The 12043-nt window shown below is 72.4% G+C and carries 12 protein-coding genes; 8 read left to right on the top strand and 4 right to left on the bottom strand.

What is annotated here, in order from left to right:
• Positions 1 to 173 precede the first annotated feature (173 nt).
• The 5 genes from ACZ48Z_RS27490 to mug all read left to right on the top strand — a co-directional run bounded on the left by ACZ48Z_RS27490 (position 174) and on the right by mug (position 5599).
• Positions 174 to 1508 carry a hemolysin family protein gene (locus ACZ48Z_RS27490; protein WP_468738560.1) on the top strand — a complete coding sequence of 445 codons (1335 nt, stop codon included), beginning with the start codon at positions 174 to 176 and terminating at the stop codon, positions 1506 to 1508.
• Positions 1505 to 2518, top strand: coding sequence for a hemolysin family protein (locus tag ACZ48Z_RS27485; RefSeq protein ID WP_468738559.1), 1014 nt, complete (start codon positions 1505 to 1507; stop codon positions 2516 to 2518). The genes ACZ48Z_RS27490 and ACZ48Z_RS27485 overlap by 4 nt, the downstream gene beginning before the upstream one ends.
• 67 nt (positions 2519 to 2585) lie before the next feature.
• Positions 2586 to 3356 (top strand): SGNH/GDSL hydrolase family protein, encoded by a 771-nt coding sequence (locus ACZ48Z_RS27480; protein ID WP_468738558.1) that lies wholly within the window; start codon positions 2586 to 2588, stop codon positions 3354 to 3356.
• A 238-nt stretch (positions 3357 to 3594) separates the two neighbouring features.
• Positions 3595 to 5037 (top strand): adenylosuccinate lyase, encoded by a 1443-nt coding sequence (purB, locus tag ACZ48Z_RS27475; protein ID WP_468738557.1) that lies wholly within the window; start codon positions 3595 to 3597, stop codon positions 5035 to 5037.
• A gap of 13 nt (positions 5038 to 5050) precedes the next feature.
• A complete protein-coding gene (gene mug, locus ACZ48Z_RS27470) occupies positions 5051 to 5599 on the top strand; it encodes a G/U mismatch-specific DNA glycosylase (protein ID WP_468738556.1) in 549 nt (182 codons plus the stop codon).
• A gap of 4 nt (positions 5600 to 5603) precedes the next feature.
• Here mug and ACZ48Z_RS27465 read toward each other — a convergent pair whose 3' ends face one another.
• The 3 genes from ACZ48Z_RS27465 to ACZ48Z_RS27455 are packed head-to-tail and all read right to left on the bottom strand — an operon-like array spanning position 5604 to position 7780.
• On the bottom strand, positions 5604 to 6050 hold the full coding sequence (locus ACZ48Z_RS27465) for a hypothetical protein (protein WP_468738555.1): 447 nt from the start codon (positions 6048 to 6050) through the stop codon (positions 5604 to 5606).
• Between the two features lie 58 nt (positions 6051 to 6108).
• Positions 6109 to 6858: an ABC transporter permease gene (locus tag ACZ48Z_RS27460; protein WP_468738554.1), complete on the bottom strand. Its 750-nt coding sequence runs from the start codon at positions 6856 to 6858 to the stop codon at positions 6109 to 6111.
• Position 6859: 1 nt separating this feature from the next.
• Complete coding sequence (locus tag ACZ48Z_RS27455; protein ID WP_468738553.1) at positions 6860 to 7780, bottom strand: ABC transporter ATP-binding protein; 921 nt, start codon at positions 7778 to 7780, stop codon at positions 6860 to 6862.
• Between the two features lie 107 nt (positions 7781 to 7887).
• Here ACZ48Z_RS27455 and ACZ48Z_RS27450 point away from each other — a divergent pair, with 107 nt between their 5' ends.
• The 3 genes from ACZ48Z_RS27450 to ACZ48Z_RS27440 all read left to right on the top strand — a co-directional run bounded on the left by ACZ48Z_RS27450 (position 7888) and on the right by ACZ48Z_RS27440 (position 11119).
• Positions 7888 to 9048 (top strand): sensor histidine kinase, encoded by a 1161-nt coding sequence (locus ACZ48Z_RS27450; protein WP_468738552.1) that lies wholly within the window; start codon positions 7888 to 7890, stop codon positions 9046 to 9048.
• Positions 9049 to 9062: 14 nt separating this feature from the next.
• Complete coding sequence (locus ACZ48Z_RS27445) at positions 9063 to 9725, top strand: response regulator transcription factor (protein ID WP_468738551.1); 663 nt, start codon at positions 9063 to 9065, stop codon at positions 9723 to 9725.
• A 236-nt stretch (positions 9726 to 9961) separates the two neighbouring features.
• The gene (locus ACZ48Z_RS27440) at positions 9962 to 11119 is read left to right on the top strand and encodes an ROK family transcriptional regulator (protein WP_468738657.1); all 1158 of its coding nucleotides are present in this window, start codon (positions 9962 to 9964) and stop codon (positions 11117 to 11119) included.
• Between the two features lie 43 nt (positions 11120 to 11162).
• Here the strand turns inward: ACZ48Z_RS27440 and ACZ48Z_RS27435 are convergent, their stop codons facing one another.
• Positions 11163 to 11924: a GntR family transcriptional regulator gene (locus tag ACZ48Z_RS27435; RefSeq protein WP_468738550.1), complete on the bottom strand. Its 762-nt coding sequence runs from the start codon at positions 11922 to 11924 to the stop codon at positions 11163 to 11165.
• Positions 11925 to 12043 lie beyond the last annotated feature (119 nt).

Below are 12043 nucleotides of genomic sequence, written 5' to 3'. Positions count from 1 at the left end.
GGGACGTCGTCGGGGCTGGGCGGGCCCGTGATGGTGCCGGTGCGTGCGGCGGGGTATGCGCCTGAGGAAAAGTTGCGGCGCCGGGTGCAGGCCCTCGCCGACCGGGGTGGCGGACGCCGCTCAGGACAGGCGATCCTCGGAGCCCTGTCCGATCATGGGACGGAGGTGACCCGATGACCGAAGTGCTCCTCCTGCTGGTGGCGATCCTGCTGTCGCTGGCCTGCGGTGCTTTCGTGGCCGCGGAGTTCTCGCTGACCACGGTGGAGCGCGGGCAGCTGGAACGTGCGGTGGAGCGCGGTGAGCGGGGCGCCTCCGGTGCCCTGAAGGCCGTACGGAATCTGACGTTCCAGCTGTCCGGGGCGCAGCTCGGGATCACCGTGACCAACCTGGTCGTCGGCATGCTCGCCGAGCCGTCGGTCGCGGCGCTGATCGCGGGACCGCTGGAGTCGCTGGGGGCCTCGCGGTCCACAGCGCGTTCGGTGGCGCTGGTGCTCGGCACCGCGTTGTCGACCGTCTTCCTGATGGTGGTCGGCGAGCTGGTGCCCAAGAACTGGGCGATCTCCTCGCCGCTGGCGGTGGCCAAGCGGGTGGGCACCGCGCAGAGCTGGTTCAGCGCGGCCTTCCGCCCCTTCATCACCCACCTCAACAACACCGCCAACCGGGTGGTACGACGCTTCGGCCTGGAGCCTGCCGAGGAACTGGCCTCCGCGCGCGGACCCCAGGAGCTGGCCGCGCTGGCCCGGCACTCCGCGCGCGAGGGCGCGCTGGAGGCGGACACCGCCGAACTGTTCGTGCGGACGCTCAATCTGGCCGACCTGACCGCGGAGAACGTGATGACCCCGCGGGTGCAGGTGATGGCCCTGGACGTGCAGGCGACCTGCGAGGACGTGGCGAACGCGACGCGCGCGACCGGGCTGTCCCGGTTCCCCGTCTACCGCGGCAGCCTCGACTCGGTGGTGGGCATCGCACACATCAAGGACGTCCTGGCCGTCCCGGCCGAGCGGCGGCCCCGGGCCTCGGTCGCCGAGCTGCTGCGCGAGCCCCTCCTGGTGCCCGAGTCGCTCACCGTGGACCGCCTCCTGGACCGGCTGTCCGGCAAGCGGACGATGGCCGTCGTCATCGACGAGTACGGCGGTACGGCGGGCGTGGCGACCCTGGAGGACATCGTCGAGGAGGTCGTCGGCGAGGTACGGGACGAGCACGATCCGCACGAGATGTCCGACCTGGCGCCCGTCGGCACCGACGACGAGGGCAGGGGGCTCTTCCGGGCCGACGGTGCGGCGCGGATGGACCAGCTCGCGCGCCTGGGACTGCGGGCGCCCGAGGGGCCGTACGAGACGCTGGCCGGTCTGGTCGCGACGGAGCTCGGCCGGATTCCGGCCGTCGGCGACTCGGTGGACGTCGTCGGCTGGCGGCTCGACGTGGAGGACGCGCAGGGGCGCAGGGCGGCGCGGGTGCTGCTGCACGCGCCACTGGACGTCGGTTCGGGGCAGGAGGCCGGGGCATGACCGCGGTGCAGTTGCTGATCGGTCTGGCGACCCTCGTCGTCAACGCCTTCTTCGTGGGCGCGGAGTTCGCTCTGATCTCCGTGCGCCGCAGCCAGGTCGAGCCGTACGCCGAGCAGGACGACCGGCGTGCGAAGAGCGTGCTGTGGGGGCTGGAGCACGTCTCCGCTCTGATGGCGGCAGCGCAGCTCGGGATCACGCTGTGCACGCTGGTCCTGGGTGTGGTCGCGGAGCCGGCGATCGCGCATCTGCTGGAGCCGGTGTTCCACGCCGTGGGCGTGCCGAAGGGCGCCGGGCACGCCGTGTCCTTCGTGATCGCGCTGACGCTGGCGACCTATCTGCACATGCTGCTCGGCGAGATGGTGCCCAAGAACATCGCGCTCGCCGAGCCGGTGCGCACCGCGCTGCTCCTTGGGCCGCCGCTGGTCACCCTCGCCCGGGGGCTGCGCCCGGTGATCTTCGCGGTCAACGCCTTCGCCAACGCGCTGCTGAAGCTGCTGCGCGTGGAGACCAAGGACGAGATCACGGCGACCTTCTCGGACGCCGAGCTGGCCCGGATCGTGCGGGACTCCGGCGAGGCGGGCCTCATCGACGAGCGGGCGCGGGAGCGGCTGCACGACGCGCTGGAGCTGGGGCGGCGGCCCGTGCGGGACGTCGTACTGCCCCTGGAGCGCGTCGTCTACGCGCGCGTGGGCGTCACGCCGGAGCAGCTGGAGGCGTTGTCGGCCGAGTCCGGGTTCTCGCGTTTCCCGGTGGTGGACGAGGGGCGGCGGATCGTGGGCTATCTGCACGTCAAGGACGCGCTGGACGCCTCGCCGCGGGATCTGCCGTTCCCGGTGCGGGACATGCGGCCGATCGCGCGGATCCGGGCGGCCACGCCGCTGGACGACGTACTCACGGCGATGCGGCGCAGCCGGACGCACCTGGCGGCGGCACTGGGCGAGGACGGGCGGCTGGCGGGTCTGGTGACGATGGAGGACGTCCTGCGGGAGCTGTTCGGGCGGCGGACGTGAGGAGAGGCTTCCGCCGCCGAGGGTGACCGACCGATGGGTATGTGCACCGGTTACCATTTCTTCCGCCATGCAGACGAATCCCACACACACCAGCCTGGTCGCGGTCGGCGACTCCTTCACCGAGGGAATGTCGGACCTCCTGCCGGACGGCACGTACCGGGGCTGGGCCGACCTCCTCGCGGGCCGGATGGCCGCCGTGACGCCCGGTTTCCGGTACGCCAACCTCGCGGTGCGAGGCAAGCTGATCCGGCAGATCGTCGACGAGCAGGTCGACGTGGCGGCGGCGATGCAGCCGGACGTGATCACCCTGGTCGGCGGCCTGAACGACACACTGCGGCCCAAGTGCGACATGGGGCAGGTCCGCGCCCTGCTGACCGAGGCGGTGGAGCGGCTCGCCCCGTCCTGCAAGCAGCTGGTCCTGATGCGCAGCCCCGGCCGCCAGGGCCCCGTCCTGGAGCGTTTCCGGCCCCGCATGGAGGAGCTGTTCGAGGTCGTCGACGAGCTGGCCGCACGGCACGGCGCCCTGGTGGTCGACCTGTACGGCGCCCCCTCGCTCTCCGACCCGCGCCTGTGGGACGTGGACCGGCTGCATCTGACGGGCGAGGGCCACCGCCGTGTCGCCGAGGCCGTCTGGCAGGGGCTCGGCTACGACCCCGAGGACACGGAGTGGCGCACACCGGTGCCGGCGACGGTCCCCCCGAGGTGGGTCGCGCGGCGGATCGCGGACGCCCGCTTCGCCCGGCAGTACCTGCTGCCGTGGATCGGACGGCGGCTGACGGGGCGCTCCTCGGGCGACGGCCGGCCCCCGAAGCGGCCGGACCTGCAGCCCTACGAGTAGGTCCGGGTCGGCACGCGCGTGGCCGACGGCAGGGGCCGGTCGCACACCGTGCGAGGCACCCGCCGCCGCGCCGGCCCGCACCGGTCGCGGAGCTCCGCGCGAGGGCCCTGGCCTGCCGGTGTGCTCCGGAGTCGTCCAGGCCCGGGATCCTGACGGAGCGCGCGGAGCCGCTCTCGTAGCTTCCGACAAACGGGACCGGGTCGCTGGCCTGCACGAACCGCCAGTAGAATCCGTCCACGTGACTTCCGCTCCCGCCAAGCCCCGCATCCCGAACGTCCTCGCCGGACGCTACGCCTCCGCCGAGCTCGCCACGCTCTGGTCGCCCAAGCAGAAGGTGAAACTGGAGCGTCAGCTCTGGCTCGCCGTGCTGCGGGCTCAGAAGGACCTCGGGATCGAGGTGCCCGAGGAGGCGCTCGCCGATTACGAGCGGGTCCTGGACACCGTCGACCTGGCCTCCATCGCCGAGCGCGAGAAGGTCACGCGGCACGACGTGAAGGCGCGGATCGAGGAGTTCAACGACCTCGCGGGCCACGAGCAGGTCCACAAGGGCATGACGTCCCGTGACCTCACGGAGAACGTCGAGCAGCTCCAGATCCGGCTCTCCCTGGAACTGGTCCGCGACCGCAGCGTGGCCGTCCTGGCACGTCTGGGCAAGCTCGCGGGCGAGTACGGCGAGCTGGTCATGGCCGGCCGTTCGCACAACGTGGCCGCGCAGGCCACCACCCTCGGCAAGCGCTTCGCGACGGCCGCCGACGAGCTGCTCGTCGCGTACGGCCGGGTCGAGGAACTCCTCGCCCGCTACCCGCTGCGCGGCATCAAGGGCCCGGTCGGCACCGCGCAGGACATGCTGGACCTGCTGGGCGGGGACGCGGCGAAGCTGGCCGACCTGGAGCACCGGATCGCCGGACACCTGGGCTTCTCGCAGGCGTTCACCTCGGTCGGCCAGGTCTATCCGCGCTCCCTGGACTACGAGGTCGTCACCGCGCTGGTGCAGCTGGCGGCGGCCCCGTCCTCGCTGGCGAAGACGATCCGTCTGATGGCCGGGCACGAGCTGGTGACGGAGGGTTTCAAGCCGGGCCAGGTCGGTTCCTCCGCGATGCCGCACAAGATGAACACGCGCTCCTGCGAGCGGGTCAACGGCCTCATGGTCATCCTGCGCGGCTACGCGTCGATGACCGGCGAGCTGGCGGGCGACCAGTGGAACGAGGGCGACGTGTCCTGCTCGGTGGTGCGCCGGGTCGCGCTGCCGGACGCGTTCTTCGCGCTCGACGGTCTGCTGGAGACCTTCCTCACCGTGCTCGACGAGTTCGGTGCCTTCCCGGCGGTCGTGGCCCGCGAGCTGGACCGCTACCTGCCGTTCCTCGCCACCACCAAGGTGCTGATGGGCGCGGTGCGCGCGGGCGTGGGCCGCGAGGTCGCCCACGAGGCGATCAAGGAGAACGCCGTCGCCTCCGCGCTCTCGATGCGCGAGCAGGGCGCCGAGCGCAACGAACTCCTCGACAAGCTGGCCGCCGACGAACGCATCCCGCTCGACCGCGGCCAGTTGGACGAGCTGATGGCCGACAAGCTGTCCTTCACGGGCGCCGCAGCCGACCAGGTCGCCGCCGTCGTCGGCCGGATCGAGGAGATCGTCAAGCAGCACCCGGCGGCCGCGGGCTATACGCCCGGGGCGATCCTCTGACACCCCTGCCGCGATGACGCGCTTCACCCTCGAGGAGTTGGAGGCCGCCCGCGACCGTCTGGTTCCGGACGTGGTCGCGGACGGTCTCCATGTGCTGTTCTGCGGTATCAACCCCGGCCTGATGACGGCGGCGACGGGCCATCACTTCGCCCGGCCCGGCAACCGGTTCTGGCCGGTGCTGCATCTGTCCGGCTTCACGCCGAGGCTCATGAAGCCGTCGGAGCAGCGGGAGTTGCTGTCGTACGGGCTCGGGATCACCAATGTCGTGGCCCGGGCGACCGCGCGGGCGGACGAGCTGAGCGCCGAGGAGTACCGCGAGGGCGGGCGGTTGCTGGCGGCGAAGGTGAGCCGGTTCGGGCCGCGATGGCTGGCCGTGGTGGGGGTGACCGCCTATCGAGCGGCCTTCGACGACCGCAAGGCCCAAGTGGGGCCGCAGGAGCGGACGATCGGGGAGTCGCGCGTGTGGGTGCTGCCCAACCCGAGCGGCCTGAACGCGCACTGGACGGCGGCGACGATGGCGGAGGAGTTCGCCCGGCTGCGGGTGGCCGCGGAGGCCGCCTAGCCGGTCACACGGGGTCGATGTCCGAGGCCACGGCGAGGACATGGACCTCGTCGGCGTCGTCCCGGTAGCCCACGCCCAGGGCGATCCAGCGGTGTGAGCCGGGGGGCTGCCACAGGTCGAGGTCGTCCGTCACCATGCTCGTCGTGAGCCAGGGCTCGGGTATGTCCTCGCCCCGGTCCAGGCGCAGCCTGAGCGTGCCCATCCCCCAGGGCAACTGATGTCTGCCCCAGCGGTCGTCCAGCACCTGGGCCATGTGGCTCCGGAGGGCGTGGAAGTCCTCGATGGCCGCCGTGCGCCGCGCCGCGTCACCGGTCCGCGTCCCATGGCTCACCTCTAACGACTCGATGCGGTACCCGGGCCCCGAGCTGTAGGCGTCCGGCTCGCCGTCCGCCGCGCTCAGGTCGTGGGCGCACAGCAAGTCGATCGCGTCGAGGTACTTCGCACTGTCCATGTGATCCAGTAAACCGGGCGGCACTGACATCTGGCGGGGTGTCAGCCGGCGTGCGGGCTCAGGCGTCCCGCCGACGCATGCTCCAGGCCCCCGCGGCCACGGCCGCCGCCGTCCACAGCGCGGTGACCCCGAGTCCCGCCCACGGCCCGAGGGCTCGGTCGGGGTTCTCGTACAGGACGGTCTGTCCGGCCCTGTCGGGCAGGAAGTCGGCGACGCCGCCCCCGGCCGCGTCGCCGATCACGAACGACACGACGAGGATGAACGGGATGATGAGGGAGAGCGCGCCCACACCGCTGCGCAGCAGTGCTGCGACTCCCGCCGCGAACAACGCCATCAGCGTGAGGTAGACCGCGCAGCCGACGACACCGCGTGCCTGCTCGCCCGTGGACAGTCCGCCGGCCGCGGTGCCGAGTCCGGCCCGTGCCACGACGAGCGCGGCAAACGCGGTGACCAGCCCGACGGCCAGGGTCGGTACGGCGATCGCCAGGAGCTTCGCCGCGAACCACCGCCCGCGTCTGGGCACCGCGGCCAGTGTCAGCCGCAGTCCACCGCCGTGGAACTCCGAGGACACCGCCATGGCGCCGAAGGAGATGGCCGCGATCTGTCCGAGTGTGACCCCGGACAACGCCATGAACAGCGGGTCGAATTCGGGGTCGGAGGTCTCGGAGACTCCCGCGAGGGCGGAGAACGCGGTGGTCGCGGCGAACAGGGCGAGCAGGGTGCCGAGCAGTGAGCGCAGGGTGCGGATCTTCAGCCACTCGGAGCGCAGGACCGGGGCGAAGGAGTGTGAAGCGGATGCGGACGACATGTCAGGCCTCCTGCGGCTGTGCGGTGAACTCGGTTTCGGCGGCGGTGAGATCCAGATAGGCCTGTTCCAAGGTGCCCTCCTGCGCGGCCAGTTCCAGGATCGGTACGCCCGCGGCGGAGGCGAGGACGCCGATCTCGTCCACTCGCGCGTGGGGCACCGTCCAGTGCCCGTCCTCGTGCTGCACGCCGTGGTGACCGTGCCGGGTGAGAACGTCCTTCAGCGCGGCGGGGTCCGACGTACGGATGCGGACGCTGGACTGCACGCGCGCGTGGATGAACCCCCGCAGCGGGGTGTCGGCGAGGAGCCGGCCCCTGCCCAGGACGACGAGGTGGTCGGCGAAGGACGCGGTCTCGTTCATGAGGTGGCTGGAGACCAGGACCGTGCGGCCCTCTCCGGCAAGTCGGCGCAGCAACTCGCGGATCCAGATGATGCCTTCGGGGTCGAGGCCGTTCGAGGGTTCGTCGAGCATGACCACCCCGGGGTCGCCGAGCAGGGCGCCCGCGATGCCGAGCCGCTGCCGCATGCCCAGGGAGTACGTCTTCACTCGCCGTCGGGCGGCCGAGGCCAGCCCCGTCTCCTCCAGCACCTCGTCGACCCGGCTGTCGGGGATGCGGTTGCTCGCGGCCAGCGCGCGCAGGTGATCGCGGCCGGTGCGGGAGCCGTGCGCGGCCTGGGCGTCGAGGAGGGCGCCCACATGGCGCAGGGGTTCGTCGAGTGCGGTGTAGGCGCGGCCGCCGATCGTGGCCGTGCCGGAGGTCGGGCGGTCCAGGCCGAGGACGAGCCGCATGGTGGTGGACTTTCCGGCGCCGTTGGGGCCGAGGAAGCCGGTGACGCGGCCGGGCAGGACCCGGAAGGTGACGTCGTCGACGGCGCGTCGGGTGCCGAACTCCTTGGTGAGGGCTTGGACTTCGATGCTGGTCATGGCAGCAGCCTGGCCGCTCGTGCGAGGCCGGGGCCTCCCCCGCGCGTGGAGATCGTCTCCCCCGCGCGGGGGAACTCTTTGTCGGTGACGGCTGGCACCATGACGGCATGGTCCGCTTGCTGCGCCCGTTCGGCCGGGCGGTGACGTACACACGATGGCTGCATCTGTTCATCGCCACCGTGTGGCCGGCCATGTGGCTGTTCGTCGAGGAGGCGTGGTGGACCTGGCCGGTCGCGGCCGTGACGCTCGCCCCCGCCGCACTGGTGCCCGCGATGCGTACCGTGGAGGGCTTGCAGGCCAGGCTGCTGCTGACGGGGCATCGGCACGACAGCGAGAGCATCGACATCGTCGTCGCACCGTCCGTCTCCTGGAGTGAGCGGGGACGGCTCGTCGTGTGGCTGGAGGCGCGGCTGCTGCTCGGGTTCACGACGGCGATGCTCACCGTGCAGCTGCTCATCACGTCGGTGGATCTGGTCGCCTCGGCGTTCGGCCGGGACGTCGACGAGGGTGCTCTGGTCCTCCTCGACGGCCACCGGTGGTGGCACATCGTGCTCGCGCCCGTTTCCCTGGCGGTCGTCGTGGTCGGTTCCGGACGGCTCATCACCGCGCTCGCGCTCCGGCTGCTCGGTCCCTCCCCCGCCGAGCGCCTCGCCGCCCTGGAGGAACGCACCGAGCAGCTCCTCGAACGCACTCGTATCGCGCGGGAACTGCACGACTCCATAGGGCACGCGCTGACGGTCGCCGTGGTCCAGGCGGGCGCCGCCCGCGCGGCGGGCGACCCCGCCTTCACCGACCGTGCCCTGGACGCCATCGAGGAGACCGGCCGGGCCGCGCTGGAGGACCTGGAGCGGGTCCTCGGTGTGCTGCGGGAGTCGGAGCGTCCGGTGAGCGGCCGTCCGACGCTGACGGACGCCGACCGGCTGCTGGAGTCCGCCCGCGCGTCCGGCGCGAAGGTGGACGCCGAGTTCACGGGGCCGGTGGACACCGTGCCCGGACCGGTGTCGCGCGAGGGCTACCGCATCCTGCAGGAGTCGTTGACCAATGTGCTGCGGCACGCGGGAGCCGTCCCGGTCCGGGTCCGTATCGAGGTCGCCGCCGACGCACTCGCCCTGGAGGTCCGCAATCCGCTGACGGCCGACGTCCCCGGGCCCGGACGGGGCAGCGGTCTGCGGGGCATACGGGAGCGCGCGGCCCTGCTGGGTGGCCGTGCGTCCACCGGCCCGGACCGAGGTGACTGGCAGGTGCAGGTAGAGCTGCCGCTGCGCTGACATACGCTGACCGGATGCCGGTCACCGTTCTTCTCGTCGACGACGAACCTCTTGTGCGTGCCGGTCTGCGGGCGGTGCTGGAGGCGCAGCCCGACATCGAGGTCGTGGGCGAGGCGGCCGACGGGGCGGCGGTGATCCCCCTCGTGCGGCAGCTGCGGCCCGACGTGGTCGCCATGGACGTACGGATGCCTCTGCTGGACGGCATCGAGGCCACGCGCGCGGTGCTGCGGACCGTCGAGGAACCGCCGAAGATCGTCGTCGTGACGACGTTCGAGAACGACGAGTACGTGTACGAGGCCCTGCGGGCGGGTGCCGACGGGTTCCTGTTGAAACGGGCACGGCCGGCCGAGATCGTGCACGCGGTGCGGCTGGTCGCCGAGGGCGAGTCGCTGCTGTTCCCCGCTTCGGTGCGCCGGCTCGCCGCCCGGTACGGCGACGACGGCGGCAACCGGGCGGCCCGAGCGGCGATGGAGCGGGCCCAGCTGACCGAGCGGGAGACCGAGGTGCTGCGGCTGATGGCCCGCGGCCTGTCGAACGCGGAGATCGCCGGGCGGCTGGTGGTCGGCACGGAGACCGTCAAGTCGCATGTGAGCGCGGTCCTGGCGAAGCTGGGGGCGCGCGACCGCACCCAGGCCGTGATCGCGGCGTACGAGTCGGGCTTCGTCGCGCCGGGCTGACCGGGCCCACCGGCGACATGACCGGGTGGGCGTTCTGCTCAGGTCGCCGACCTGCCGACGTCGCCGCCCCGACCATGTTCGGTCGGCCGGACCGCGACCGATGGGACGGATCCGGCCCGGTGACCGGATCCGGTCGGTGGGCGAGGAGGACGATCTCGCGGCTCCCGGCACTCGCCGGGGGCCGCCGTGCCGAGTACGATCCGCCCAAACACGCGCACGAGCTGGGAGGACGGACGTTGGGGCGGCTGACCGGCGGGGATCCCTCGCTGCTGCGAAGGATCAATTCCGCGGTGGTGCTGCATGCGCTGCGCGCCACGGACTGCGCGACGCTGACCGAGATCACCCGGGTGACGGGCCTGTCCCGGCCGACGGTCGAGGGGGTCGTCGAGGGGCTCATCGAGGGCGGCCTGGTGGTCGAGAAGGCGGCGGACGAGAGCGTCGCCCGGCGCCAGGGGCGGCCCGCGCGACGGTTCCGGTTCCGGGCCGAGGCCGGGCATCTGCTGGGTCTGGACATCGGACCGCACCGGGTCGCCGCACTGCTCTCCGACCTCGACGGCCGCGTCCTCGGCGCGGTCGCCAAGGACGTCGACGAGACGGCGTCCGCCGACGAACGGCTGGAGCGGCTGCGCACCACGGTGGCCGACCTGCTGCGCCGGGCGGGAGTCGCACGCGACTCCTTGTGGGCCGTGGGTGCCGCCTCGCCGGGCATCGTGGAGACGGACGGCACGATACGGCTGTGCGCGGCGCTGCCCGAGTGGACGGGCCTGCGCCTGGGCGAGCGGCTCAGCCGTTCCTTCAAGTGCCCGGTCCTGGTCGAGAACGACGCCAACGCGGCCGCGGTCGCCGAGCACTGGAAGGGTGCCGCCACCGAGTCCGACGACATGGTGTTCGTGCTGGCCGGACTGAGCCCGGGGGCCGGCTCGCTGATCGGCGGGCGGCTGCACCGGGGGTACGGCGGCGCCGCCGGAGAGATCGGCGCGCTGCACCTGCTGGGCCGCGGGGTCACTCCCGAGACGCTGCTGTCCACCACGGACGAGCCCCTGCACCCCCTCGACGAGCAGGCGGTGGCCGAGGTCTTCGCGCAGGCCCGTGACGGCGACCTGCGGGCCCGGGCGGCGGTGGACCGTTTCATCCAGCGGCTCGTCCACGACGTGGCGGCGCTCGTCCTGGCCGTCGACCCGGAGCTCGTGGTGATCGGTGGCTGGGCGGCCGGCCTGGACGGCGTACTGGAGCCGCTGCGGCGCGAGTTGGCCCGCTACTGTCTGCGCCCGCCGAAGGTCACCCTGTCCCTCCTCGGCGAGGCGGCTGTGGCGACGGGAGCCCTGCGGCTCGCCCTCGACCATGTGGAGGAGCAGCTGTTCGCCGTGGAGAGCACGGTGACGGCGCGACGTTGAGGTGCGGTGCCCCGGAAGCCGGTCCGGGGCACCGCCGTGGCGCTCAGGAGGCCTGGCGCTGCGGCCCCGCGTCGATCTCCACCGCGCCGGAGTCCCCGAAGGTCAGCCGGCAGGTGTCCGCGCGGTAGGTGGCCACCGAGATCGCGGCGGTGCGGCCCCCCGCCAGGTAGCGGGTGGTGACGACGAGCACCGGGGCCCCGGGAAGGCGGTCCAGTTCCTTGGCGTCGTCCGCGCGGGCCGAGCCGAGCTCGACGGCGTTCTCCCGGCTCTCCAGCTCCAGGCGATGCAGCTCGCGCAGCACGGTACGCACGCGTGCCGCGCCCGACGGCGCGTCTATGGCGGAGAGTTCCGGCACGGACTGCTCGGGAATGTAGAGCAGTTCGGCGGCGACCGGCTGGCCGTGGGTCGTACGGGAGCGGCGCACGACGTGCACGGGCCGGTCGCGGTCGACCTCGAGGGCGTCGGCGACGGATGCGGGCGGCACCGCCGCGGCGCAGTCGACGGGCTGCCAGTCGTCGCCGGCCGCTCCGGGCCACGCGTGCTGCTCGGTGCCGACGGCGACGCCCACGCGGGGCGGTGCGACGGTCGTCCCGACGCCACGGCGGCGCTGGAGCCTGCCCTCCAGCTCCAGCTGCTCCAGGGCCTGACGGAGCGTCGCGCGGGCGACGCCGAAGCGGGCCGCGAGGTCACGCTCGTTGGGCAGGATCTCCCCCACGGAGAATTCGGAGTCCAGTGCCTCACTGAGCACGGTCCTGAGATGCCAGTACTTCGGTTCCGGTACCGATTCCAGCTGCGTGGTCCCCACCCTGTCCTCCGCAATCGCCGTGGTCCGGCGGCGTTTAGCGCCCTTGTTTATTAAAGGTTGTTTCACTTATCTGCGACCATAGGGCGGCCCCCACCCTTGGTCAATACCAATCCTCGATC

The organism is Streptomyces sp. NPDC031225, from assembly GCF_055570355.1.
This window is presented reverse-complemented; position numbering and strand designations above follow the sequence as displayed.

Bases quoted from the DNA above. Each gene is read 5' to 3' on its own strand.
- ACZ48Z_RS27490 (WP_468738560.1), top strand. From the start codon at position 174: ATGACCGAAGTGCTCCTCCTGCTGGTGGCGATCCTGCTGTCGCTGGCC.
- ACZ48Z_RS27485 (WP_468738559.1), top strand. From the start codon at position 1,505: ATGACCGCGGTGCAGTTGCTGATCGGTCTGGCGACCCTCGTCGTCAAC.
- ACZ48Z_RS27480 (WP_468738558.1), top strand. From the start codon at position 2,586: ATGCAGACGAATCCCACACACACCAGCCTGGTCGCGGTCGGCGACTCC.
- mug (WP_468738556.1), top strand. From the start codon at position 5,051: ATGACGCGCTTCACCCTCGAGGAGTTGGAGGCCGCCCGCGACCGTCTG.
- ACZ48Z_RS27465 (WP_468738555.1), bottom strand. From the start codon at position 6,050: ATGGACAGTGCGAAGTACCTCGACGCGATCGACTTGCTGTGCGCCCAC.
- ACZ48Z_RS27460 (WP_468738554.1), bottom strand. From the start codon at position 6,858: ATGTCGTCCGCATCCGCTTCACACTCCTTCGCCCCGGTCCTGCGCTCC.
- ACZ48Z_RS27455 (WP_468738553.1), bottom strand. From the start codon at position 7,780: ATGACCAGCATCGAAGTCCAAGCCCTCACCAAGGAGTTCGGCACCCGA.
- ACZ48Z_RS27450 (WP_468738552.1), top strand. From the start codon at position 7,888: ATGGTCCGCTTGCTGCGCCCGTTCGGCCGGGCGGTGACGTACACACGA.
- ACZ48Z_RS27445 (WP_468738551.1), top strand. From the start codon at position 9,063: ATGCCGGTCACCGTTCTTCTCGTCGACGACGAACCTCTTGTGCGTGCC.